At 64.4% G+C, this 23628-nt stretch carries 21 protein-coding genes; 9 read left to right on the top strand and 12 right to left on the bottom strand.

Going from position 1 to position 23628, the window contains the following annotated elements:
• Window positions 1–97 precede the first annotated feature (97 nt).
• The 5 genes from pstB to F3J43_RS18085 form a co-directional block, all read right to left on the bottom strand.
• Window positions 98–898, bottom strand: coding sequence for a phosphate ABC transporter ATP-binding protein PstB (pstB, locus tag F3J43_RS18105; protein WP_286184781.1), 801 nt, complete (start codon window positions 896–898; stop codon window positions 98–100).
• Between the two features lie 135 nt (window positions 899–1033).
• Window positions 1034–2629 carry a phosphate ABC transporter permease PstA gene (pstA, locus tag F3J43_RS18100; RefSeq protein ID WP_205297958.1) on the bottom strand — a complete coding sequence of 532 codons (1596 nt, stop codon included), beginning with the start codon at window positions 2627–2629 and terminating at the stop codon, window positions 1034–1036.
• A gap of 92 nt (window positions 2630–2721) precedes the next feature.
• Window positions 2722–4986 (bottom strand): ABC transporter permease subunit, encoded by a 2265-nt coding sequence (locus F3J43_RS18095; RefSeq protein ID WP_205297947.1) that lies wholly within the window; start codon window positions 4984–4986, stop codon window positions 2722–2724.
• A gap of 172 nt (window positions 4987–5158) precedes the next feature.
• Window positions 5159–6157 (bottom strand): phosphate ABC transporter substrate-binding protein PstS, encoded by a 999-nt coding sequence (locus tag F3J43_RS18090; protein WP_166889682.1) that lies wholly within the window; start codon window positions 6155–6157, stop codon window positions 5159–5161.
• Between the two features lie 204 nt (window positions 6158–6361).
• Entirely contained in the window at window positions 6362–7630 is a 1269-nt protein-coding gene (locus tag F3J43_RS18085; RefSeq protein ID WP_353618250.1) for an MFS transporter, read from the bottom strand.
• 383 nt (window positions 7631–8013) lie between these two features.
• Between F3J43_RS18085 and F3J43_RS18080 the strand changes: the two genes are divergently transcribed.
• On the top strand, window positions 8014–8412 hold the full coding sequence (locus F3J43_RS18080) for an acyl-CoA thioesterase (protein ID WP_012274860.1): 399 nt from the start codon (window positions 8014–8016) through the stop codon (window positions 8410–8412).
• A 72-nt stretch (window positions 8413–8484) separates the two neighbouring features.
• Window positions 8485–9381, top strand: a complete 897-nt coding sequence (locus tag F3J43_RS18075; protein ID WP_166889674.1) for a D-hexose-6-phosphate mutarotase — start codon at window positions 8485–8487, stop codon at window positions 9379–9381.
• 60 nt (window positions 9382–9441) lie between these two features.
• Here the strand turns inward: F3J43_RS18075 and F3J43_RS18070 are convergent, their stop codons facing one another.
• The 5 genes from F3J43_RS18070 to F3J43_RS18050 all read right to left on the bottom strand — a co-directional run bounded on the left by F3J43_RS18070 (window position 9442) and on the right by F3J43_RS18050 (window position 13052).
• Window positions 9442–9975 (bottom strand): DUF3299 domain-containing protein, encoded by a 534-nt coding sequence (locus F3J43_RS18070; protein WP_166889671.1) that lies wholly within the window; start codon window positions 9973–9975, stop codon window positions 9442–9444.
• 50 nt (window positions 9976–10025) lie between these two features.
• Complete coding sequence (locus F3J43_RS18065; protein ID WP_166889668.1) at window positions 10026–10271, bottom strand: GlsB/YeaQ/YmgE family stress response membrane protein; 246 nt, start codon at window positions 10269–10271, stop codon at window positions 10026–10028.
• Between the two features lie 95 nt (window positions 10272–10366).
• Window positions 10367–11449 (bottom strand): 5-(carboxyamino)imidazole ribonucleotide synthase, encoded by a 1083-nt coding sequence (locus F3J43_RS18060; protein ID WP_166889665.1) that lies wholly within the window; start codon window positions 11447–11449, stop codon window positions 10367–10369.
• Window positions 11450–11459: 10 nt separating this feature from the next.
• Window positions 11460–11951, bottom strand: a complete 492-nt coding sequence (purE, locus tag F3J43_RS18055; RefSeq protein ID WP_166889661.1) for a 5-(carboxyamino)imidazole ribonucleotide mutase — start codon at window positions 11949–11951, stop codon at window positions 11460–11462.
• Window positions 11952–12122: 171 nt separating this feature from the next.
• Window positions 12123–13052, bottom strand: coding sequence for a LysR substrate-binding domain-containing protein (locus F3J43_RS18050; protein WP_166889659.1), 930 nt, complete (start codon window positions 13050–13052; stop codon window positions 12123–12125).
• Window positions 13053–13233: 181 nt separating this feature from the next.
• Between F3J43_RS18050 and aspA the strand changes: the two genes are divergently transcribed.
• The 4 genes from aspA to F3J43_RS18030 all read left to right on the top strand — a co-directional run bounded on the left by aspA (window position 13234) and on the right by F3J43_RS18030 (window position 18192).
• A complete protein-coding gene (gene aspA / locus F3J43_RS18045) occupies window positions 13234–14658 on the top strand; it encodes an aspartate ammonia-lyase (protein WP_166889656.1) in 1425 nt (474 codons plus the stop codon).
• 243 nt (window positions 14659–14901) lie between these two features.
• Window positions 14902–15894 carry an AraC family transcriptional regulator gene (locus F3J43_RS18040; RefSeq protein WP_166889652.1) on the top strand — a complete coding sequence of 331 codons (993 nt, stop codon included), beginning with the start codon at window positions 14902–14904 and terminating at the stop codon, window positions 15892–15894.
• Between the two features lie 151 nt (window positions 15895–16045).
• Window positions 16046–17086: a histone deacetylase family protein gene (locus tag F3J43_RS18035; RefSeq protein WP_166889649.1), complete on the top strand. Its 1041-nt coding sequence runs from the start codon at window positions 16046–16048 to the stop codon at window positions 17084–17086.
• A gap of 2 nt (window positions 17087–17088) precedes the next feature.
• Window positions 17089–18192 carry an extracellular solute-binding protein gene (locus tag F3J43_RS18030; RefSeq protein WP_166889646.1) on the top strand — a complete coding sequence of 368 codons (1104 nt, stop codon included), beginning with the start codon at window positions 17089–17091 and terminating at the stop codon, window positions 18190–18192.
• A gap of 73 nt (window positions 18193–18265) precedes the next feature.
• Here the strand turns inward: F3J43_RS18030 and pdxR are convergent, their stop codons facing one another.
• Window positions 18266–19792 (bottom strand): MocR-like pyridoxine biosynthesis transcription factor PdxR, encoded by a 1527-nt coding sequence (gene pdxR / locus F3J43_RS18025; RefSeq protein ID WP_166889644.1) that lies wholly within the window; start codon window positions 19790–19792, stop codon window positions 18266–18268.
• Window positions 19793–19883: 91 nt separating this feature from the next.
• On the opposite strand from pdxR, the gene F3J43_RS18020 reads away from it, so the two are divergent.
• The 3 genes from F3J43_RS18020 to F3J43_RS18010 are packed head-to-tail and all read left to right on the top strand — an operon-like array spanning window position 19884 to window position 21650.
• The gene (locus F3J43_RS18020) at window positions 19884–20513 is read left to right on the top strand and encodes an FMN-binding negative transcriptional regulator (RefSeq protein WP_166889642.1); all 630 of its coding nucleotides are present in this window, start codon (window positions 19884–19886) and stop codon (window positions 20511–20513) included.
• A gap of 11 nt (window positions 20514–20524) precedes the next feature.
• The gene (locus tag F3J43_RS18015; RefSeq protein ID WP_166889640.1) at window positions 20525–20971 is read left to right on the top strand and encodes a GNAT family N-acetyltransferase; all 447 of its coding nucleotides are present in this window, start codon (window positions 20525–20527) and stop codon (window positions 20969–20971) included.
• A 7-nt stretch (window positions 20972–20978) separates the two neighbouring features.
• The gene (locus F3J43_RS18010; protein ID WP_166889638.1) at window positions 20979–21650 is read left to right on the top strand and encodes a GNAT family N-acetyltransferase; all 672 of its coding nucleotides are present in this window, start codon (window positions 20979–20981) and stop codon (window positions 21648–21650) included.
• 160 nt (window positions 21651–21810) lie between these two features.
• Here F3J43_RS18010 and oadA read toward each other — a convergent pair whose 3' ends face one another.
• Window positions 21811–23619, bottom strand: coding sequence for a sodium-extruding oxaloacetate decarboxylase subunit alpha (gene oadA, locus F3J43_RS18005; RefSeq protein ID WP_166889636.1), 1809 nt, complete (start codon window positions 23617–23619; stop codon window positions 21811–21813).
• Window positions 23620–23628: the final 9 nt, after the last annotated feature.

The raw sequence follows: 23628 nt of genomic DNA, 5'->3' as shown, positions 1-23628 counted from the left end.
GCGTGGGGGCCGCGGCGCGGCGCTACGACTCGCCCTGCGACTGGCGCTGTCGGCACCGGCGCAATCGCGGGGCAAGCCCACGCCCTCGAAGCCCCAACTAGCCATAGCGACCAGTGATGTAGTCTTCGGTCTGCTTCTTCGCCGGGTTGGTGAACAGGGTGTCGGTGTCACCGAACTCGACCAGTTTGCCCATGTACATGAATGCGGTGTAGTCCGAGACGCGGGCTGCCTGCTGCATGTTGTGGGTAACGATGACGATGGTGTACTTGGATTTCAGTTCGTAGATCAGTTCCTCGACCTTCAGCGTCGAGATCGGGTCCAGCGCCGAGCACGGTTCGTCGAGCAGCAGTACTTCCGGCTCCACGGCAATGGTCCGGGCAATCACCAGACGCTGCTGCTGACCACCGGACAGGCCCAGGGCCGAGTCATGCAGACGATCCTTCACTTCGTCCCACAGCGCGGCGCCCTTGAGCGCCCACTCCACGGCTTCGTCGAGCACGCGCTTCTTGTTGATGCCCTGGATACGCAGGCCATAGACCACGTTCTCGTAGATGGTCTTGGGGAACGGGTTGGGCTTCTGGAACACCATGCCGACCCGGCGGCGCAGCTCGGCCACGTCCTCGCCCTTGCGGTAGATGTTGTTGCCGTACAGGTTGATGGCACCCTCGACGCGGCAGCCGTCGACCAGGTCGTTCATGCGGTTGAAGGTACGCAGCAACGTCGACTTGCCGCAACCGGACGGGCCGATGAAGGCCGTCACGCGCTGCTTGGGAATGTTCATGCTGACGTCGAACAGCGCTTGCTTGTCGCCGTAGAACAGGGACAGACCAGGCACTTCGATGGCCACGGTCTCTTCGGCCAGGCGCAGGCTCTGCTTGTCGCGGCCCAGGGCCGACATGTCGATGCCGTGGGTATGAGCTTCATGTTGCATGTTCTTACTCCATTTGAAGCTGCAAGCTTCAAGCTGCTAGCTGCAAGTTTGGACAAAGCGGCAATCTGCTGGGAGCTTGCCGCTTGTGGCTTAACGCTGAGGTCAGCTGTCGAGGGCCTTGTACTTCTCGCGCAGGTGGTTACGGATCCACACCGCCGAGAGGTTGAGGGTGGCGATCACCAGCACCAGCAGCAGCGCAGTGGCGTAGACCAGCGGTCGCGCGGCCTCGACGTTAGGGCTCTGGAAGCCGACATCGTAGATATGGAAGCCCAGGTGCATGATCTTCTGGTCCAGGTGCAGGTACGGGTAGTTACCGTCCAGCGGCAACGACGGCGCCAGCTTCACCACGCCCACCAGCATCAGCGGGGCCACTTCGCCAGCGGCGCGGGCCACGGCGAGGATCATGCCGGTCATCATGGCCGGGCTGGCCATCGGCAGGACGATCTTCCACAGGGTCTCGGCCTTGGTCGCGCCCAGGGCCAGCGAGCCTTCGCGCACGGTGCGCGGAATCCGCGCCAGGCCTTCCTCGGTGGCGACGATCACCACGGGTACCGCCAGCAGCGCCAGGGTCAGCGAAGCCCACAGCAGGCCCGGAGTGCCCAGGGTCGGCGCCGGCAGCGACTCAGGGAAGAACAGCCGGTCGATCGAACCGCCCAGCACATAGACGAAGAAGCCCAGGCCGAACACGCCATAGACGATCGCCGGCACACCCGCCAGGTTGTTCACGGCGATGCGGATCAGCCGCGTCACCGGGCCCTGCCTGGCGTATTCGCGCAGGTATACCGCCGCCAGCACGCCGAACGGGGTGACGATCACGGCCATGATCAGGGTCATCATCACGGTGCCGAAGATGGCCGGGAAGATACCACCCTCGGTGTTGGCCTCGCGTGGGTCATCGCTGAGGAATTCCCACACCTTGGCGAAGTAGGTACCCATCTTGGTCATGCCGGACATCGCGTTCGGCTGAATCGCGTGGACCACCTTGCTCAGGTTGATCTCGACTTCGCGACCATTGCCGTCGCGCGCCACCAGACTGTCGCGGGCGAAGGCCTGGTGCAGACCGGTCAGGCGCTCCTCGATGGCCTGGTAGCGGGCATTCAGCTCGGCGCGCTCGGCGTCCATGTCGGCCTGGGCGGCGGCATCCAGCTTGCCGTTGAGCTCGAGCTTGCGACCGTGCAGGCGCAGGCGCTCCAGGCCATGGTTGATGGCACCGATGTCCTTCTTCTCCAGCTGCACCAACTGGTCGTTGAGCTGGCTGGCGCGCTTGAGGCGGGCCTGCAGTTCGTTCCAGGCCTCGGGGCCCTGGGCCACCACCCGGCCCTCTTCCTTGACGCTGACCAGGTAACCGTAGAAGTTGCCCCACTCACGGCGTTCCAGGGCGATCAGCTCGGCCGGCTTGCGCTGGTCCACCAGCCAGTCGCCGACCAGCCAGGTGAAATCACTGCCGTTGAGGTCGCGGTTGCCTACCTTGACCAGCTCGCGGGTCATGAATTCCGGGCCCTGGTCGGGCACCGGCAGGCCGGCGCCCTTGAGGCGTTCGCGCGGTACTTCTTCCTTCTGCACCACTTCGCCGATGATCACATGGTCGGCCTGGCCAGGCACCTTGTAGGTGGCCTGGATCAGGTCGGCCGGCCAGAAGTGGCCCAGGCCACGGACGGCGATCACGGCCAGCAGGCCGACGGTCATGATGACCGCCATGGCCACCGCGCCACCGCTGATCCAGACGCCAGGGGCGCCGCTCTTGAACCAGCCTTTGAGGGAATCCTTTTTCACGGATCTCTACCTTTCTATCAAAGCGACGAGTATTTCTTGCGCAGGCGCTGGCGAATCAGCTCGGCCAAGGTGTTCATGATGAACGTGAACAGCAGCAGCACGAGTGCGGCGAGGAACAGCACACGATAGTGGCTGCCACCGACTTCCGATTCGGGCATTTCCACGGCCACGTTGGCGGCCAGGGTGCGCATGCCCTCGAACAGGTTCAGCTCCATCACCGGGGTGTTGCCGGTGGCCATGAGCACGATCATGGTCTCGCCCACCGCGCGGCCCATGCCGATCATCAGCGCCGAGAAGATCCCCGGGCTGGCGGTGAGGATGACCACGCGGGTCAGGGTCTGCCAGGGCGTCGCGCCCAGGGCCAGCGAGCCCAGGGTCAGGCTGCGCGGCACGCTGAACACGGCGTCCTCGGCAATGGAGTAGATGTTCGGGATGACCGCGAAGCCCATGGCGATACCGACCACCAAGGCGTTGCGCTGGTCGTAGGTGATACCCAGGTCGTGGGTGATCCACAGGCGCATGTCGCCGCCGAAGAACCAGCTCTCGAGGAACGGGCTCATGTACAGGGCGAACGCGCCAACCGCCAGGATCACCGGGATCAGGATCGCCGCTTCCCAGCCATCCGGGATGCGCAGGCGGATCGACTCCGGCAGGCGGCTCCAGGCGAAGCCCGCGGCCAGGATCCCGACCGGCAGGATCAGCAGCAGGCTGAACACGCCCGGCAGGTGGCCCTCCAGGTATGGCGCCAGGAACAGGCCGGCGAAGAAGCCGAGGATCACCGTCGGCATCGCTTCCATCAGCTCGATCACCGGCTTGACCTTGCGGCGCATGCCCGGGGCCATGAAGTAGGCGGTGTAGATAGCCGCGGCGATGGCCAGCGGCGCCGCCAGGATCATCGCGTAGAACGCAGCCTTGAGGGTACCGAAGGTCAGTGGCGACAGGCTCAGCTTGGGCTCGAAGTCAGTGTTCGAAGCGGTCGACTGCCAGACGTACTTGGGCTCGTCGTAGTTCTCGTACCAGACCTTGCCCCACAGCGCGCTGAAGGAGATTTCCGGGTGCGGGTTGTGCAGGCTCAGCGGCAGCAGCTTGCCACCTTCCTCGATGACGATGCGGTTGGCCCGCGGCGACAGTGCCAGCACGCCGGCGCCGTCGGCGACCGACTCGACCAGCAGGGTGCGGTGCGCGGTGCTGTGGAACACACCGAGCTTGCCTTCGCTGTCCAGGGCGATGAAGCCCTTGCGGCGCTCCTCGGCGTCGATCTGTACCACCGGGGCCTTGCCCAGCTGGAAGCTGCGGATCAGCTTCAGGCGCGATTCACCGTCCGGATCGCGGGCCATGAACCACTGGCTCAGACCGCCCTTGGAGTCACCGAAGATCAGCGAGATACCCCCGACCAGCTGGGCGCTGGCGGTGATTTCGGCGTTACCGTCCTCGAGCAGCTTGTAGCGGCCGTTGAGGCTCTTCTCGCGCAGGCTGAAGACGTCGGCGGTGGCGCGGCCGTTGACCACGTACAACCACTGCTGGCGCGGGTCGATGAAGATGTTCTTCACCGTCTCGGTCATTTGCGGCAGCTCGATGCGGTTCTGCTCGGTGGTCACGTCGCCGGTCATCATGTTCTCGGTACGCGACAGCTCGATCACTTGCAGGTGCGAACCGGTGGAGCCGGCCAGCAGCAAGGTATCGCCATTGACGTTGACGCTCACGTGCTCCAGTGCGCGCCCTTCGTCGTCGAGGGTGAAGGCGGCCTGACCGTATGGGAAGTCGATGCCGGCCTCGATGGTCTTCTTGTTGTCCGGGTAGGTGATCTTGTAGGTGTGGTGGAACACGATCGCCTGGCCATTGGACAAGCCCAGCACCACCAGCGGGCTGCCCGGCTGGTCGGTGCCGATCGAGCTGACCTGGGTGCCGGCTGGCAGTGGCAGGTCGACCCGCTTGAGCTCATTGCCGGTCTTGGTGTCGAAGAACAGCGCCTGGCCCTTGTCGGAAACGCGCATGCCCACGAGGTTCTGCTCCTCGAGGGCGATCATCAGGGGCTTGCCGGCATCCTGTTGCAGCCAGGTCGGCTCCAGGGCCTTCTTGCTGGTCAGCTCGGCCCCCTGGAACAGCGGCAGCACCACATAGGCCAGGTAGAAGAAGATCAGCGTGATCGCCGCCAGCACAGCGAGCCCGCCCACCAGGACGTACCAGCGGGTCAGGCGATCCTTGAGCGCGCGCAGGCGGCGCTTGCGTTGCAACTCGGGCGTATTGAAGTCAATCCGCACGGGAGGGGAATTTTGGGTCATTGTGGAGTTGGCCAGATCATTCATGCGCACACCCTAGCGGTCCCGTATGACAAAAACATGACAGAGCAGTGACGCAAAAAAGCCCGCCGCGCAGGAGCCCTGGCTTCGGACCAAGAATTCGTGGAAAGAGGCCGGCGCTTCACGTGCCGGCCCCTTCCGATTCACCGCTTACTTATTGCTTGGCAACGTTGCCGTTGTGGGACAGGCCCAGGTCAGCCAAGGTCTTGTCGACCACCTTGGCCGGCAGCGGGATGTAGCCGTCCTTCACCACGACCTGCTGGCCAGCCTGCGACAGCACCAGCTTGACGAACTCGGCTTCCAGCGGCGCCAGAGGCTTGTTCGGGGCCTTGTTGACATAGACGTAGAGGAAGCGCGACAGCGGGTAGGTGCCGTTCAGGGCGTTGGCTTCGTTGTCCTCGATGAACTCGCCACCTTCCTTCTTGGCCAGGGCTACGGTCTTGACGCTGGCGGTCTTGTAGCCGATGCCCGAGTAGCCGATGCCGTTCAGCGAGGAGCTGATCGACTGCACGACCGAAGCCGAGCCAGGCTGTTCGTTGACGTTAGGCTTGAAGTCGCCTTTGCACAGGGCTTCTTCCTTGAAGTAGCCGTAGGTGCCCGATACCGAGTTGCGGCCGAACAGCTGGATCGGCTTGTTGGCCAGGTCGCCCTTCACGCCGACGTCGCCCCAGGTCTTCACGTCAGCCTTGCCACCGCACAGGCGGGTGGAGGAGAAGATCGCATCGACCTGCGCCATGGTCAGGCCCTTGATCGGGTTGTCCTTGTGCACGAAGACAGCCAGGGCGTCGACGGCAACCGGGATGGCGGTCGGCTTGTAGCCGTACTTCTGCTCGAAGGCCTGCAGCTCGACGTCCTTCATCTTGCGGCTCATCGGGCCCAGGTTGGCGGTGCCTTCGGTCAGCGCGGGTGGCGCGGTCGAGGAGCCGGCGGCCTGGATCTGGATGTTTACGTTCGGATATTCCTTCTTGTAGGCCTCGGCCCACAGGGTCATCAGGTTCGCGAGGGTGTCGGAACCGACGCTGGAGAGGTTGCCCGAAACACCGGTGGTCTTGGTGTAGGTCGGGATTGCAGGATCGACAGCGGCGACCGCATTGGCGGCAGCGACGCCAGCGGCGGCAAAGGTCAGGGCCGCCATCAAACGCTTCAGTTTCATGCCTTGCTCCTAGCAGGAATATCGTGGGGTTTGTGATGGAACGGGCCCAAGTATCTGCAGGCCGCATGAACACTCTATGACTCGATTGTGACAATTGGATGAAAGGCCATCACGGTTGCCCGGGATGGCCTTTGCAGGATGTTTCAGGAGGGGCGCAGCGTCTCAGGGACGCTCTCACGCAAGCTCAATGCAAGCAGATGACCTCTAGCGCTTCTTGGCCAGCAGATAGATCCCCACCAGCAACCCGACCGCGCACAGGCACGCCACATAGTAAGCCGGCGCCATGGGGCTGAACTTGAGCAGCGCGGTGACCACCATCGGCGTCAGGCCGCCGAAGATCGCATAGGCCAGGTTGTAGGAGAACGACAGGCCACTGAAGCGCACCACCGGCGGGAAGGCCTTGACCATCACATAGGGCACGGCACCGACAATGCCCACGCACAGGCCGGTCAGGGCGTACAGCGGGAACAGCAAGTCAGGACGACTCGGCAGGCTGTGGTAGAACGCCCAGGACGAGGCCAGCAGCGCCAGACTGCCGACGATGAACACCCGTCCTGCGCCGAAGCGGTCGGCCAGGCTGCCGGCACCGATACAGCCGACGCTGAGCAGCACGATGGCCAGACTGTTGGCCTTGAGCGAGTCGGTGGGGCTGACGTGGTAGAGGCTCTGCAGCAATGCCGGGGTCATCAGGATCACCACCACGATACCCGCCGACAACAGCCAGGTGAGCAGCATCGACAGGATGATCGCGCCACGATGGTCACGCAGCACCGCGCGCAACGGCAGTTCCTCGGCCAGGGCCTTGCGCTCCTGCATTTCGGCGAACACCGGGGTCTCGTGCAGCCAGCGGCGCAGGTACACCGAGAACAGGCCGAACACCCCGCCCAGCAGGAACGGGATCCGCCAGGCATAGTCCGCCACTTCGTCAGGGCTGTAGAGGCTGTTGATCAAGGTCGCCACCAGCGAACCGAGCAGGATGCCCGAGGTCAGGCCGGCGGTCAGGGTGCCGCAGGCGTAGCCAGTGCTGCGCGCCGGCACGTGCTCGGAAACGAACACCCAGGCGCCCGGGACCTCGCCGCCGATGGCCGCGCCCTGGATCACCCGCATCAGCAGCAGCAGGATCGGCGCCCACAGGCCGATCTGCGCATAGGTGGGCAGCAGGCCCATGACCAGGGTCGGCAGGGCCATCATGAAGATGCTCAGGGTGAACATCTTCTTGCGCCCGAGCAGGTCGCCGAAGTGGGCCATGACGATCCCCCCCAGCGGGCGGGCCAGGTAACCGGCAGCGAAGATGCCGAACGTCTGCATCAGGCGCAGCCATTCGGGCATGTCGGCGGGGAAGAACAGCTTGCCGACCACCGTGGCGAAGAACACGAAGATGATGAAGTCGTAGAACTCCAGGGCACCGCCCAGGGCGGACAGCGAGAGGGTCTTGTAGTCACTACGGGACAGCGGCCGGGACGGCTGCTCGATACTGCTCTGCACGGAGGTCATCGCTGTTCTTTCTCTTGTAGGTATGCAGGCCGCCTGGCATGCGGCTTCTGGAACGGGTAGCAAGCGAAGATAGCAAATTGCCGAGCGGCGCTCATAGCGGTACAAAATCCGTACAGATATTCATCAATGCGCGGTCGTCGCTGGCTGTGTGGGTATATATACTGCCCGCTCGTAGGAAAAGGTTGCCCTCTTTGTGGGATGTTGTGCGAAAACGTCGGTCAGAATCGTCGGACTGTTTCGCAGAGTCTCCCTTTGGCCGCCACCTGAAGCGAAATCAGCGTAGTATGCGACCTGCTGAATCGTTTTTACGGCGTCCGTTACTGCGCCACCAACGAAGCGTCACGGGTCAGAGGCCCCACGGCATGATTGAACTCGAACAAGAAGATCCTATCCCGCAAGGCGACCTGGCCTTGCAGATCACCGCGCTGCCGCGGGAAACCAACGGTTTCGGCGATATCTTCGGCGGCTGGCTGGTCGCCCAGATGGACCTGGCCGGCACCGCCATGGCGAGCCGCGTCGCCGGTGGCCGGGTGGCCACCGTGGCCATCGACCGCATGGCCTTCCTCGTGCCGGTAGCGGTTGGCGCACAACTCTCCTTCTATACCCAGACGCTCGAAATCGGTCGCAGCTCGATCCAGATGATGGTCGAGGTGTGGAGCGACGATCCGTTGTCCAGCGAATGGCGCAAGGTCACCGAAGCCGCCTTCGTGTTCGTTGCCATCGATGGCAGCGGCCGTACCCGCTCGGTGCCTCGTCGCTGACGCCAACGGGCGGTAAACTCATTGCACCTCACCGGGTCCAAGGCCCGACAGGCCACCAATGAGACGAGTGCAATGGCGAACTTCCAGGTCAACACCGAGCAACACGGCGAACTCAACTGCTGGCGCATCACCAGCGACCACGCCGAGCTACTGATCGCCCAGCAGGGCGCACAGGTCCTGAGCTATCAGCGCCTGGGCGAGCCGCCGGTGCTGTGGCTGAGCGACCAGGCCATCTTCCGCCAGGGCAAGTCAGTGCGCGCGGGCGCTCCGATATGCTGGCCCTGGTTCGGCATCTTCGAACGCAATCCTGACGCGGTCAAAACCATGTTCCATGGCGAACAGGCGCCGGCTCATGGTCTGGTGCGCGGGCGCGACTGGCAGTTGCTGGGGGTCGAGGAAGCCGGCGAAACCCTGCGTATCGAGTTCAGCCTGCCCGAAACCCAGGGCGACCTGCCAGGCTGGCCCCATGAAGTGGAGCTGAAGTTGCTGGTGGAACTGGCCGACACGCTCAAGTTGACCCTCACCAGCTACAACCTGGGCAACAGCGACGTCACCCTGAGCCAGGCCCTGCACAGTTACTTCGCGGTGAGCGATGTACGCCAGGTACAGGTGGAAGGTGTGGATGGCTTGGCCTATATCGAAACCCTGGCCAACTGGGAACAACGCAAGCAGCAGGGCAGCCTGGGCTTCGCCGGCGAGACCGACCGCATCTACCTGGATGCCCCCGAACAACTGGCGATCGTCGACCCACGGTGGAGTCGGCGCATCACCCTCAAGGCCGGTGGTTCGCGCACGGCGGTGATCTGGAATCCCTGGACCGACCGCGCCCGCGAGCTACCGGACATGGCCGACGACGGTTGGCAGCGCATGCTGTGCATCGAAACGGCGAATGTGCTGGATGACGTGGTGGTGCTCAAGCCGGGGGCAAGCCATGCAATGAGCGTCAGCATCGCCAGCCAGGCGCTCTGAGAACGTCATCGCCGGGCAAGCCCGCTCCCACGGCTTGCCCGGCGATACGATGCACAAGGCTCAGAGATCGGCATCCTCCACCACCCTCACCTTCCCCGCCTCCAGCGCATACGCGGCATCGGCCAGGTCGTTGCTGACCTTTTCCACCTTCAAGGTGCCGGTCACCCACAACGGCGTGTAGATATCGTCGATCTTCAGCCCTTTCGGGTAACGCACCAGCACCAGTTGGTTCGGCGGCGGCGGCGGCACATGGATGCATGCCCCTGGGTACGGCACCAGGAAGAACAGCGTGCTGTTGCCCTTGGCATCGCTCTCCAGCGGCACCGGATACCCGCCCAGGCGGATCTGCCTGCCGTTCATGGCGGCAACGGTCTTGGTCGAGTACATCACCGCCGGCAAGCCCTTGCTCTGCTTGAGGCCGCCTTTGGCAGTGAAGGTGCCCTGGGCCTCGGGGGAGTTGTGGTCGATCTCAGGCATCTGCTCGAGGGCCTTCTGGTCCGACTTCGGCATCAGTTCCAGCCAGTCGGTCTCAGGCAGTTCGGCGTGGGCCAGGGTGCTGGCCAGCAGCAGGGGAATCAGGAAAAACGCACGCATGGCAATGCTCGGCAACTCGGGATGGAATTGCCGGGCATTCTAGCCTGTGTTCAGTTCTTCTTGATGAAGCCGTAGATCACCAGAAGGATGATCGCGCCTACCAGGGCCCCGAAGAAGCCCGCCGCCTGTCCGGCGTGGTAGATACCCAGGGCCTGTCCGCCATAGGTGGCGACCAGTGAGCCGGCGATGCCGAGGAGAATGGTCATGATCCAGCCCATGCTGTCGTCACCCGGTTTCAGGAAACGCGCCAGCAGACCGACGATCAGGCCGATGAAGATGGTTCCAATGATGCCCATGGCAAACCCTCTGAATGAAGATGGAACAAGCCAAAGCCTAGACAGCGCTTTGGCTTGTTGCCATTTCAGACGGCCGCTTGCCGACAGAAGTTCGCTCAGCCGGCGATCAACGCCTCTACTTCGGCGATCCTGGCCTTGAGCGTGGCCATGTCGGCACAGCGCAGGGTGGCGTGACCAACCTTGCGCCCGGCCTTGAAGGCCTTGCCGTAGTGGTGCAGGTGGCAGTCGTCGATGGCCACGACCTTGTCCACCGCCGGTACTTCGCCGATGAAGTTGAGCATGGCGCTCTCGCCGACCTTGGCGGTCGAGCCCAACGGCAGGCCGGCAACGGCCCGCAGGTGGTTCTCGAACTGGCTGCACTCGGCGCCTTCGATGGTCCAGTGCCCGGAGTTGTGCACCCGCGGAGCGATCTCGTTGGCCTTCAGGCCACCGTCGACCTCGAAGAACTCGAATGCCATGACCCCGACATAGTCCAGATTCTGCAGGACACGACCGACATAGTCCTCGGCCAGGGCCTGCAGCGGGTGGGCCTCGCTGGCGACCGACAGACGCAGGATGCCGCTGTCGTGGGTGTTGTGCACCAGCGGGTAGAAGCGGGTCTCACCGTCACGGGCACGCACGGCCACCAGCGAGACTTCGCCAGTGAACGGCACAAAACCTTCGAGCAGGCATGGCACGCTGCCCAGCTCGGCGAAGGTATCGACCACGTCCTCGGGCTTGCGCAGGACCTTCTGGCCCTTGCCGTCGTAACCCAGGGTGCGGGTCTTGAGCACGGCCGGCAGGCCGATGCTGGCGACCGCGGCATCGAGGTCGGCCTGGGACAGGATGTCGGCGAAGGCCGGGGTGGGAATCCCCAAGTCGCGGAACAGGCTCTTCTCGAACAGGCGGTCGCGGGCGATGCGCAGGGCTTCGGCACTCGGGTAGACCGGAACGAACTGCGAGAGGAAGGCGACGGTCTCGGCCGGCACGCTCTCGAACTCGAAGGTCACCAGGTCGACTTCGTCGGCCAGCTGGCGCAGGTGGTCCTGGTCGCCATAGTCGGCACGCAGGTGCTCGCCCAACGGGGCGGCGCAAGCGTCCGGCGCCGGGTCGAGGAAGGCGAAGTTCATGCCCAGCGGGGTGCCCGCCAGGGCCAGCATGCGGCCCAGCTGGCCACCACCGATTACACCGATCTTCATATCTTCAGCCTCAAGCCTGGCGCGGATCTGGATTGTCCAGCACGGTATCGGTCTGCTCCGTGCGGAACTGCTTGAGCACCGTGTGGAACTGCGGGTGCTTGGCACCGAGAATGCTCGCCGACAGCAGCGCGGCGTTGATCGCACCAGCCTTGCCGATGGCCAGGGTGGCAACCGGTACGCCGGCCGGCATCTGCACGATCGACAGCAGCGAATCGACGCCCGACAGCATCGACGACTGTACCGGCACGCCCAGCACCGGCAGGTGGGTCTTGGCGGCGCACATGCCTGGCAGGTGGGCTGCACCGCCGGCACCGGCGATGATCACCTCGATGCCACGGCCTTCGGCCTCCTCGGCGTACTGGAACAGCAGGTCCGGCGTGCGGTGGGCGGAAACCACCTTCACTTCGTAGGGAATGCCGAGTTTTTCCAGCATATCGGCGGTGTGGCTAAGGGTGGACCAATCGGACTTGGAGCCCATGATCACGCCAACCAGTGCACTCATCGTCGAGCCTCTTCGCTTGTGCGCCCTCGGGCGCGTCAAAAAACAACAAGCCACGCGGGATGACCGGCGTGGCTTGTTTGCTGATCAGGACCGGGCACATCCGGTCGAAAGGCCGCGCAGTATAGCGTAACGATGGGCGATCACGGCACCCCTGGCGACCAACTGTCGCCCTTATTTTTCGGGGGTTTGGCTGACTTTCGGGTCAACTGAACCGCCCTCCAGCTTGCGCCACAGCAAACGCACATTGGCCTTGCGGACCAAGGCGCAGCGGTACAGGCGAATCTCCAGCGGCACGTGCCACTGGCTGGCGCCACAGATTGCCAGCTCGCCACGCTCCAGTTCGCCCCGCATCGACAGCTTCGGCACCCAGGCGATGCCCATGCCCTCCAGGGCCATGCTCTTGAGACTGTCGGCCATGGCGGTCTCATAGACCGTGGTATAGCGCAGGTTGCGCTGACGCAGCAGCAGGTTGACCGAACGGCCGAGGAAGGCCCCGGCGCTGTAGGCCAGCAGCGGTACGCTGCCCTCGCCTTCCAGGTCGAACAACGGCTTGCCATCGGCACCCACTGCGCACACGGGCAGCATTTCAGTGTTGCCCATATGTAAGGAGGGGAAGATCTCGGCGTCCATCTGCAACGCAGCGTCCGGGTCGTAGAACGCCAGCATCAGGTCGCAGCCACCCTCGCGCAGCGCATGCACCGCATCCCCGACGTTAGTCGCAACCAGCCGGGTGGCGATGTTCAACCCATCGTTGCGCAGCTGCGCCACCCAGCGGGGGAAAAAGCCCGACGCCAGCGAGTGCGCCGCGGCGATCTGAATCACCTCGCCCTGGCCACCTTCGAGGTGGTGCAGGTGGCGCAGAACTTCGCTCAACTGGTCGACAACCGTGCGTGCGGTGACGAGAAACAGCTGGCCAGCCTCGGTCAGCTCGATGGGAGTGCGGGAACGATTCACCAAGGTCAGGCCCAGCGCTGCCTCCAGGCTGCGGATGCGACGGCTGAAGGCCGGCTGGGTGACGAAGCGGCGCTCGGCCGCCTGCGAGAAACTGCGGGTGGAGGCCAAGGCACTGAAGTCCTCCAGCCATTTGCTTTCGAGGTTCATCGACTACTCCGCAACGCGTGCACCAAAATGGAACACGCTCGATTGTCAATCGGCGTCACATCAAACCGTATGCCGTTTGCGCATAGGTTAGCGTGCAACAGCATTGGCCGCAAAATCCGGGCAGCCCTAGGATTGGCGCCATTCCGGCAGGTGCCGGGTCAAAATCGAGATGATATCTATCATGTCTTCCGCTGCATCGTTTCGCGTCGAAAAAGATCTGCTTGGTACCCTTGAAGTCCCTGCCGATGCCTACTACGGCATCCAGACCCTGCGCGCTGCCAACAACTTCCATCTCTCCGGTGTTCCGCTGTCGCACTACCCGAAGCTGGTCGTGGCCCTGGCCATGGTCAAGCAGGCCGCTGCCGACGCCAACCGTGAGCTGGGGCACCTGAGCGATGCCAAGCACGCCGCCATCAGCGCGGCCTGCGCCCGCCTGATCAAGGGTGACTTCCACGACCAGTTCGTGGTGGACATGATCCAGGGCGGTGCCGGCACCTCCACCAACATGAACGCCAACGAAGTCATCGCCAACGTCGCGCTGGAGCACATGGGCCACCAGAAAGGTGAGTACCAGTACCTGCACCCGAACAACGACGTGAACATGGCGCAGTCGACCAACGACGCCTACCCGACCGCGATCCGTCTGGGTCTGCTGCTGGGCCACGACGCCCTGCTGGCCAGCCTCGACAGCCTGATCCAGGCCTTCGCTGCCAAGGGTAAGGAGTTCGACCACGTCCTGAAGATGGGCCGCACCCAGCTGCAGGACGCCGTACCGATGACCCTGGGCCAGGAATTCCGCGCCTTCGCCACCACCATGGGCGAAGACCTGCAGCGCCTGCGCTCGCTGGCACCGGAACTGCTGACCGAAATCAACCTGGGTGGCACCGCCATCGGTACCGGCATCAACGCCGACCCGGGCTACCAGGCCCTGGCCGTGCAGCGCCTGGCGACCATCAGCGGCCAGCCGCTGGTACCGGCCGCCGACCTGATCGAAGCCACCTCCGACATGGGCGCCTTCGTGCTGTTCTCCGGCATGCTCAAGCGCACCGCGGTCAAGCTGTCGAAGATCTGCAACGACCTGCGCCTGCTGTCCAGCGGCCCGCGTACCGGCATCAACGAGATCAACCTGCCGGCGCGCCAGCCAGGCAGCTCGATCATGCCCGGCAAGGTCAACCCGGTCATCCCCGAGGCCGTCAACCAGGTGGCCTTCGCCATCATGGGCAACGACCTGGCCCTGACCGTCGCTGCCGAAGGTGGCCAACTGCAGCTGAACGTGATGGAGCCGCTGATCGCCTACAAGATCTTCGACTCGATTCGCCTGCTGCAACGCGCCATGGACATGCTGCGCGAGCACTGCATCGTCGGCATCACCGCCAACGAACAGCGCTGCCGTGAACTGGTCGAGCACTCGATCGGCCTGGTCACCGCCCTGAACCCGTACATCGGCTACGAAAACGCCACCCGTATCGCCCGCGTCGCCCTGGAAACCGGTCGCGGCGTGCTGGAACTGGTGCGCGAGGAACAGTTGCTGGACGAAGCGATGCTCAACGACATCCTGCGTCCGGAAAACATGATCGCTCCCCGTCTGGTTCCGCTGAAGGCGTAACCAGGCCGCTGCAAACAGTCTCACCAGGTCGAGGGACTAGACACCTCTCAACCTTTCAAGGGCCCGAGCGCACGCTCCGGGCCCTTTTTTTATTCCCCTGAAACGCGGGATTCGCGAGGGCAGGCCTGCCCCGCCGCCTGCACGGGGCAAACCAGCGCCAACGCCACTCTCGCGCCTTGCCTTGCGCGCCAACCGGCACACAACTTGCTCCATAATGCCCCTCAGCCCAACGGGACACCGAGCATGCTGCACAGCCACCTCACCACCCTCAACGCGGTTTCGCTGATCCTTCAGGTGTTCCAGGAGGACGGTGTCGACCCGCGACAGCTGCTCGCCGGCAGCGGCATCGGCCCGGCCGACCTGGGCCACGCCGATGCACGCATCACCACCCAGCAGGAGCTTCAGGTATGCGCCAACGCCCTGGCCCGGCGCGAAGACATCGGCCTGGAACTGGGCCGGCGCATGCATGTGTCGTGCTATGGCATGCTCGGTTACGCCCTGCTCTCCAGTGCCACTTTGGGTGACGCCCTGCGCCTGGCGCTGAACTATCCGGCACTGCTGGGAACAGTCTTCCAACTGCGCCTGGTCGATGATGGCCAACGGGCCTGGCTCAGTGCCAGCGAGCATTACGATGCACCGGGGCTGGCCGCCTTCAATGCCGAGTTCTGCCTGGTATCGCTCAAGGTGATCTGCGACGACCTGCTGGGCCGCCCGCTGCCGCTGCTGACGGCGCGCTTCGAACATCCGCGCCCTGGCTACCACACGCTCTACGACAGTGCATTCCAGTGCCCGCTAGGTTTCGACGCCAGCGATAACGCCTTCGCCTTCGAACGCCGCTGGCTGGACATGCCGCTGCCGCTGGCCGACCCGGTCACCCACAAGGCCATGGGCGAACGCTGCCGGCGCCTGAACCTGGAGTTCACCGGTCGCCAGGCCTGGCTCGGACGCATCCGCCAGTTGCTGGTCCAGCAACTGGATGCCGCCCCTGGCCTGGAAGGGCTGGCACGACAGATGAACTGCTCGTCGCGCACCTTGCGCCGGCACCTGCAGGCGCTGGGCAGCAGTTATCAACAACTGCTCGACGAGTTGCGCTTCGAGCGGGCCAAGCAACTGCTGGCCGAAGACGAGATGCCGATCTACCGGATCGCCGAGACCCTGGGCTTCAGCGAGACCGCCAGTTTTCGCCATGCCTTCCAGCGCTGGAGCGGGATGGCGCCCAGCCATTTTCGCAACTGACAGGTGTCCCCCCTATCGCGGGGCAAGCCTGCGATAGGGGGGACACAGGATGGCTTGGCCACATCGATCCCCTTTTGGCCGTTTACGTCGTTCTCCGCCACCGGGCCACCCGTGAAAATGCCCCCACGCCAGTGAATCCGGAGAACAACAAATGCTGACGATCTATTCCGACGACCACCGCCTGCACCATGGCCGCTGCGAGCTGATAGACGGCAAGCTGATGCCCTGTTTCGAAATGCCTTCGCGCGCCGATCATGTCCTGGAGCGGGTCAAGCAACGCAACCTCGGCCCCATAAAAGGACCCGCCGACTTTGGCCGCGCACCGCTGCAACGCATTCACAGCGCCGATTACCTGAACTTCTTCGAAGGCGCCTGGGCGCGCTGGGCCAAGCTCGGCCACGACGGCGACCTGCTGCCCTTCACCTGGCCGGCGCGCACCCTGCGCCAGGTCAAACCCACAGGTCTGCACGGCGAGCTCGGCTACTACAGCTTCGACGCCGGCGCACCGATCACCGCCGGCACCTGGCAGGCCGCCTACAGCGCCGCCCAGGTGGCACTGACCGCCCAGGCCGCGATCCAGCAAGGCGCCCATTCGGCCTTCGCCCTGTGCCGCCCGCCAGGGCATCACGCCGCCGCCGAGGTCATGGGCGGCTACTGCTACCTGAACAACGCCGCCATCGCCGCCCAGGCCTTCCTCGACCAGGGCAGGCGCAAGGTCGCCATCCTCGACGTCGACTATCACCACGGCAATGGCACCCAGGACATCTTCTACACCCGCGACGACGTGTTCTTCGCCTCGATCCATGGCGACCCGCAGGACGAGTTCCCGTTCTTCCTCGGCTACGCCGACGAGACCGGCCAGGGCGCGGGCGAAGGCTGCAACATCAACTACCCGCTGCCCGCCGGCAGCGGCTGGGCGACCTGGAGCGCCGCGCTGGAGGACGCCTGCCAGCGCATCGCCGACTACGACGCCGACGTGCTGGTGATCTCCCTGGGCGTGGACACGTTCAAGGACGACCCGATCTCCCAGTTCAAGCTCGAAAGCCCCGACTACCTGGAGATGGGCAAGCGCATCGCCCAGCTCGGCAAGCCGACGCTGTTCGTGATGGAAGGCGGCTACGCCGTGGAAGAAATCGGCATCAACGCGGTCAATGTGCTGGAAGGCTTCCAGCGCGCCCAGCCAGGAGCCTGATCATGGTCCGTCTCAAGCGTCTGCTCGCCCCGCTGATCGCCACCACCCTGCTGGCCGGCGCCCTGCCCGCCCATGCCGAGCAGCGCACCTTGCATGTGTACAACTGGTTCGACTACATCACCCCGCAGACCTTGACCGCTTTCCAGAAAGACAGCGGCGTCAAGCTGGTGTACGACATCTTCGACACCAACGAGGCGCTGGAGGCCAAGCTGCTCACCGGCAACTCCGGCTATGACGTGGTGGTGCCATCCAACGTGTTCCTCGCCAAGCAGATCGAGGCGGGCGTGTTCCAGCCGCTGGATCGCGACAAGCTGCCGAACTGGCGGCATCTGGACCCAGCGCTGATGAAGCTGATCGAAGCCAACGACCCCGGTAACCGCTTCGCCGTGCCGTACATGTACGGCACCGTGCTGATCGGCTTCAACCCGGACAAGGTCAAGGCGGTGCTTGGCGAGGACGCCCCGGTGGACAGCTGGGATCTGATCTTCAAGGAAGAGAACATCGCCAAGCTCAAGCAGTGTGGCGTGGCGCTGCTCGACTCGCCATCGGAGATCCTCCCGCTGGCGCTGGCCTACCTCGGCCTGGATCCCAACAGCGGCAAGCCGGCGGACTACCAGAAGGCCCAGGACCTGTTGCTGAAGATCCGCCCGTCCGTCACCTACTTCCACTCGTCCAAGTACATGGCCGATATCGCCAACGGCGACATCTGCGTGGCGGTGGGCTACTCCGGCAGCTTCTCCCAGGCCGCCAACCGCGCGCACGAAGCGCACAACGGCGTGGTGGTCGACATGCGCCTGCCCAGGGAAGGGGCGCCGATCTGGTTCGACATGCTGGCGATCCCGAAGAACGCAGCCAACCCGGAGGATGCCCATGCCTTCATCAACTATCTGCTGCGGCCTGAGGTGATCGCACCGATCAGTGATTTCGTCGGCTACCCGAACCCGAACAAGGACGCGACCGATCAGGTCAGTCCGGCGATCCGCAACAACCCGAACCTGTACCCCACGGCAGAGGCGATGGCCAAGCTGTATACCCTCAAGCCACTGCCACGGGATGCCGAGCGGGCGCGCACCCGGGCCTGGACCCGGATCAAGTCCGGAACCTGAGGCCATCGCGGGGCAAGCCCGCTCCCACGCGCCAGGCCAGGTGCCTTGTGGGAGCGGGCTTGCCCTGCGAGGGCTAGCGCCAGGCCTTGCGCAAGCGCATCAAGGCCTCGGCAATCTGCCCCTCCGGCACCGCCGCAAACCCCAGCACCAGCCCTGCACGGTTATCCACAGGCACTGCGCTGTCCTCCAGCCAATAGCTACTCAAGGGGTTCACTTCTACCCCCATCGCTTCCGCCCGCGCCACCAGCGCCTGCTCCCGCGCAAGGTTATCCACATCCACCTTCACATGCAGCCCGGCCGCCACCTCCGGCATCGCTCCCAGCCCCGGTACATCTGTCGGCCACCCCGCCTGCAGCACATTGCGCCGCGCCAGCGCCGCCCGGCGCATGCGCCGGATATGTCGCTGGAAGTACCCCTGGGCCATGAACTGCGCCATCACGCACTGGGTACCGACTTCCGAATGCCGTACCGCCAGCGCCCGGGCCTGGCTGAACGCCTGCACCAATCGCCGCGGCAGCACCAGGTAACCCAGGCGCAGCGCAGGGAAAGCAATCTTGCCGAACGTGCCGACATACAACACCCGCCCTTGCCGGTCCAGGGCGGCCAGCGGTGCCAGGGGCGCGCCGCTGTAGCGGTATTCACCGTCATAGTCATCCTCGATGATCCAGCCGTCCTGACGCTCGGCCCAGGCCAGCAGCGCCAGGCGCCGGGCCAGACTCAGGGTGACGCCAGTTGGATACTGGTGAGCCGGGGTGACATAGGCCAGCCGGCACTCGGGGTATTCGGCCAGCCGGGCACAATCCATCCCCTCATCATCCACCGGTATCCCCCGCAGCGTTGCACCGGCCATGGCAAAGGCATGCCCGGCAGCGCGATACCCCGGGTTTTCCACAGCCACGCCATCGCCCGGCTGCAACAGCAGCTGTGCACAAAGGCTGATGGCTTCCTGCGCGCCACTGGTGATCACAATTTGTCCAGCATCGCAGGAGAGCCCCCGCGATCGACGCAGATAGGTCGCGATCAGCTCGCGCAATGGCCGTTCGCCTGCCGGGTCGCCGTACCCCAGCGCTTCAGGCGCGGGATTACGCCAGAAACCCGCTTGCAGCTTGGCCCAGACCTCGAAAGGGAACAGGTCGAATGCTGGCACCCCCACCCGAAAAGCGCGTGAAGGTCCGCTCCGTGGCGTCGGCAGGTGATGATTTTCCAGGCGTTGGAGCGACCCGCTGGCAACGGGCTGGCTGGATAAATCCTCAGTATCAGAAGCGCAAAATGTGGATAAGTCTGTTGATAAACCCCGGGATAACCCTGTGGGTAACTGTGTGGATAGTTTCCCCAGCTGGCTCACATAGGTGCCGTCCCCTACCCGGCTTTCAATGAAGCCTTCGGCATACAACTGGTCATAGGCCCGTACCACGCTGTTGCGCGACAACGCCAATACCGCCGCCAGGTCTCGAGTGGCCGGCAGCCGGGTGCCGCTACCCAGTCGGCCGTCCAGCACCCGCGCACGCAAAGCCTGGTAAAGCTGCTGACTGAGCCCGCGACGACGGTCGAGCACGATACCGGCCGGATCGAAGGGCAATGCGTGGGATCGCTCGCTCATGGAATTGGACCTATGAAAACAACAACGAATGGCTCTTACACAGCACCAATAGCCTGCCTAGCATGGAGCCATTCGACAAGGACCCCGCCCCATGTACAACAGCAAACCGCACCAGGAACACGACCTTTGCCGCCTGCACCAGCACATGTTGCAAACGCGCCTGGCCATGCTGGTCAGCCATGGCGAACAGGGATTGCTGGCGACTCACCTACCGGTCCTGGTCGCACCTGACGAAGGCGAATTCGGCACCGTGTATGGGCACCTGGCCAGGGCCAACCGCCAGTGGCAGGACCTGGAGCAGGGGGGCGAGGCCCTGTTGGTGTTCCCCGGCGACGATGCCTATGTCAGCCCGGGCTACTACCCGAGCAAGCACGACAACCCCAGGGTAGTACCGACCTGGAACTACACAGCCGTGCACGCTTATGGCCCGGTCGAGGTGATCCATCAGGCCGCCCCGCTGCTGGACATCGTCAGTCGCCTGACCGACCGCCACGAACAGGGCCGCCGAACGCCGTGGAGCGTGGCCGACGCTCCTGCCGACTACCTCGAAGGCATGCTCCGCGCCATCGTCGGCATCCGCTTGCCCATCTCCCGCCTGCAGGGCGCGCGCAAGCTCAGCCAGAACCGTTCGGCCGAGGATATCGCCGGGGTGCGCGCGGGCTTGGGCGCCAGCACCGACTACCTGGACAACCGACTCGCCGCGCACATGCGCGATCTCTGAAGGAAACCTCCATGACCCACGTAACCCTGCGCCCGGTTGGCGCCGACGACCATGCTGCCTGGCTGCCGCTGTGGCAGGCCTACCTGCGCTTCTACCAGACCGGACTGGCCGACACCGTCAGCGCCAGCACCTGGCAGCGGCTGCTCGACCCGAACGAGCCGACCCATTCAGTGCTGGCCTGGGTCGATGGCAAGGCCGTGGGCATGGTCAACTTCATCTACCATCGTTCCAACTGGAGCATCGAGAACTCCTGCTACCTGCAGGATCTCTACGTGGACAGCGCCCAGCGTGGCCTGGGCATTGGTCGTCAGCTGATAGAGCAGGTCTATGCGACAGCCAGGGCCGCCGGTTGCATCAAGGTGCACTGGCTGACCCATGAGACCAACGCCACCGCCATCAGCCTGTACGAGCAGGTTGCCGAGCGTCCGGGCTTCATCCAATTTCGCAAGGCACTGTAGGTCGGATATGAGCGAAATCGCCTGCTGGAAACCTGCCGCAACCCCCGACTCCACTCCGCTCGAGGGACGCTTCGTGCGCCTGGAGCGGCTAGATCCGACACGCCACGGCAATGACCTCTGGGACGTGCTGCAAGGCCCAGGCTCGGACCCGCTGCTGTGGAACTACCTGGCCTATGGCCCGTTCAGCGAACGCGCAGCTTTCGACCTCTGGCTGCAAGGCAATGCCGCCAGCCGCGACCCGTTGTTCTATAGCGTGATCGATCGCGCCAGCGGCCAGGTACAGGGCATTCTCAGCTACATGTCGATCGTCCCCGACCAGGGCCGCTTCGAGATCGGCCACATCGCCTTTGGCGCCGCCATGCAGCGCACCCCAAAAGGCACCGAAGCGGTATACCTGCTGGGCAGGCTGGGCTTCGCGCTGGGCAACCGTCGACTGGAATGGAAGTGCAATGACGCCAACGCCCGATCCAAGCGTGCGGCCGAGCGGTTCGGCTTTGTGTTCGAGGGGGTGTTCCGCAATCACATGGTGGTGAAGGGACACAACCGTGATACCGCCTGGTATTCGATCACCGACACCGAGTGGCCGGCGGTGGCGGCAGGTTTCGAGCGCTGGTTGAGCGTGGAGAACCAACAGCCTGGAGGGCAGCTACGAACGCTGGAGGCATGCCGCCTGGGCTGACGTCATCACGGGGCAAGCCCGCTCCCACGACGCCAGGCCAGCGTAGCCGATAGCATTCATCACGGCGCCTGTAGCTCGCGCAATGACACGATATCTTCAGGCAAAAAAAGGGGAGCCTTCGCTCCCCAGAGGTTAACCGCTTGCAGACGAGGGCTTTGGATCAGCCCTCGATCTCGATCAGGATCTCGCCCGGGGTCACCCGGTCGCCCTTGGCCACGTGGATGGCCACGACCTTGCCGGCGATGGCCGCCTGGACTTCGGTCTCCATCTTCATGGCTTCGGTGATCAGCACCGGCTGCCCGGCCTTGACCACATCGCCTTCCTTGACCAGCACATCGACGATATTGCCCGGCATGGTGGTGCTGACATGGCCCGGCGCGCTGGCCTGCTTGCGCTTGCTGCCACCACCGCCGACGAACTCGTTGAGCGGCTCGAACACCACCTCTTCCGGCATGCCGTCGATCGACAGGTAGAAGTGACGCTTGCCCTCGGCCTTGACGCCCACACCGGTGATGTCGACGCGATAGGTCTCGCCGTGCACGTCGATGACGAACTCGGTCGGCACGCCCTCACCGCCAACCGACGCCACAGCGCCAGCCTCTGGAATCGGCAGCAGGGCTTCGGGGGTCAGGGTGCCGGCTTCGCGCTCCTCGAGGAACTTGCGCCCGATGTCCGGGAACATGGCGAAGGTCAGCACGTCTTCCTCGCTGCGGGCCAGGGCGCCGATGTCGGTGCGCAGCTTGGCCATTTCCGGCTTCAGCAGGTCGGCCGGGCGCACGTCGATCACTTCTTCGCTGCCGATCGCCTGGCGCCGCAGTTGCTCGTTGACCACGCCAGGTGCCTTGCCGTAGCCGCCTTGCAGGTACAGCTTCACCTCGTTGGTGATGGTCTTGTAGCGCTCGCCGGCGAGCACGTTGAAGAACGCCTGGGTACCGACGATCTGCGAGGTCGGGGTGACCAGCGGCGGGAAGCCGAGGTCTTCGCGAACCCGCGGAATCTCCGCCAGCACTTCGTTCATGCGGCTGAGGGCGCCCTGCTCCTTGAGCTGGTTGGCCAGGTTGGAAATCATCCCGCCCGGCACCTGGTTGACCTGCACGCGAGTGTCCACGGCAGTGAACTCGCTTTCGAACTGGTGGTACTTCTTGCGCACGGCATAGAAGTACAGGCCAATTTCCTGCAACAGCTCCAGGTCCAGGCCGGTGTCGAACTCGCTGCCCTTGAGCGCGGCGACCATCGACTCGGTGCCCGGGTGGCTGGTGCCCCAGGCGAAGCTGGAAATCGCGGTGTCGATATGGTCGGCGCCGTTTTCCACCGCCTTGAGCTGGCACATCGCGGCCAGGCCCGCGGTGTCGTGGGAGTGGATGAACACCGGCAGCGACTGCTCGGCCTTCAGCGCCTTGACCAGTTCGCCGGTGGCGAACGGCGTCAGCAGGCCGGCCATGTCCTTGATCGCCACCGAGTCGCAGCCCATGGCTTCCATCTGCTTGGCCTGCTTCACGAAGGCATCGATGGTGTGCACCGGGCTGGTGGTGTAGGCGATGGTGCCCTGGGCGTGCTTGCCGGCGGCCTTCACCGCCTCGATGGCCACACGCAGGTTACGCACGTCGTTCATGGCGTCGAAGATGCGGAACACATCGATGCCGTTGACCGCCGCCTTGGCGACGAAGGCCTTGACCACATCGTCGCTGTAGTGACGGTAGCCCAGCAGGTTCTGGCCGCGCAGGAGCATCTGCAGACGGGTGTTGGGCAGCGCGGCGCGCAGCTTGCGCAGGCGCTCCCACGGATCTTCCTTGAGGAAGCGCACGCAGGCGTCGAAGGTGGCACCGCCCCAGACTTCCAGCGACCAGTAGCCGACCTTGTCGAGCTTGTCGCAGATCGGCAGCATGTCTTCGGTGCGCATGCGGGTGGCCAGCAGGGACTGGTGGGCGTCGCGCAGGATCGTGTCGGTGACAAAGATTTTCTTGGACATTATTCGGTT

This window comes from Pantoea sp. Cy-639 (assembly GCF_011752525.1).
In the GTDB taxonomy this organism is placed as follows: Bacteria; Pseudomonadota; Gammaproteobacteria; order Pseudomonadales; family Pseudomonadaceae; genus Aquipseudomonas.
The sequence above is the reverse complement of the archived record's forward strand: the minus strand, read 5'-3'. Positions and strand labels throughout refer to the sequence as shown.

Coding starts and splice junctions, on each gene's coding strand:
- F3J43_RS18065 (WP_166889668.1), bottom strand. CDS start 10,271: ATGGGCATCATTGGAACCATCTTCATCGGCCTGATCGTCGGTCTGCTG.
- F3J43_RS18090 (WP_166889682.1), bottom strand. CDS start 6,157: ATGAAACTGAAGCGTTTGATGGCGGCCCTGACCTTTGCCGCCGCTGGC.
- F3J43_RS18080 (WP_012274860.1), top strand. CDS start 8,014: ATGATTGAACTCGAACAAGAAGATCCTATCCCGCAAGGCGACCTGGCC.
- F3J43_RS18060 (WP_166889665.1), bottom strand. CDS start 11,449: ATGAAGATCGGTGTAATCGGTGGTGGCCAGCTGGGCCGCATGCTGGCC.
- F3J43_RS18015 (WP_166889640.1), top strand. CDS start 20,525: ATGACCCACGTAACCCTGCGCCCGGTTGGCGCCGACGACCATGCTGCC.
- aspA (WP_166889656.1), top strand. CDS start 13,234: ATGTCTTCCGCTGCATCGTTTCGCGTCGAAAAAGATCTGCTTGGTACC.
- F3J43_RS18075 (WP_166889674.1), top strand. CDS start 8,485: ATGGCGAACTTCCAGGTCAACACCGAGCAACACGGCGAACTCAACTGC.
- F3J43_RS18095 (WP_205297947.1), bottom strand. CDS start 4,986: ATGACCCAAAATTCCCCTCCCGTGCGGATTGACTTCAATACGCCCGAG.
- F3J43_RS18050 (WP_166889659.1), bottom strand. CDS start 13,052: ATGAACCTCGAAAGCAAATGGCTGGAGGACTTCAGTGCCTTGGCCTCC.
- F3J43_RS18020 (WP_166889642.1), top strand. CDS start 19,884: ATGTACAACAGCAAACCGCACCAGGAACACGACCTTTGCCGCCTGCAC.
- pdxR (WP_166889644.1), bottom strand. CDS start 19,792: ATGAGCGAGCGATCCCACGCATTGCCCTTCGATCCGGCCGGTATCGTG.
- pstB (WP_286184781.1), bottom strand. CDS start 898: ATGTCGGCCCTGGGCCGCGACAAGCAGAGCCTGCGCCTGGCCGAAGAG.
- pstA (WP_205297958.1), bottom strand. CDS start 2,629: ATGGCGGTCATCATGACCGTCGGCCTGCTGGCCGTGATCGCCGTCCGT.
- F3J43_RS18070 (WP_166889671.1), bottom strand. CDS start 9,975: ATGCGTGCGTTTTTCCTGATTCCCCTGCTGCTGGCCAGCACCCTGGCC.
- oadA (WP_166889636.1), bottom strand. CDS start 23,619: ATGTCCAAGAAAATCTTTGTCACCGACACGATCCTGCGCGACGCCCAC.
- purE (WP_166889661.1), bottom strand. CDS start 11,951: ATGAGTGCACTGGTTGGCGTGATCATGGGCTCCAAGTCCGATTGGTCC.
- F3J43_RS18035 (WP_166889649.1), top strand. CDS start 16,046: ATGCTGACGATCTATTCCGACGACCACCGCCTGCACCATGGCCGCTGC.
- F3J43_RS18030 (WP_166889646.1), top strand. CDS start 17,089: ATGGTCCGTCTCAAGCGTCTGCTCGCCCCGCTGATCGCCACCACCCTG.
- F3J43_RS18040 (WP_166889652.1), top strand. CDS start 14,902: ATGCTGCACAGCCACCTCACCACCCTCAACGCGGTTTCGCTGATCCTT.
- F3J43_RS18010 (WP_166889638.1), top strand. CDS start 20,979: ATGAGCGAAATCGCCTGCTGGAAACCTGCCGCAACCCCCGACTCCACT.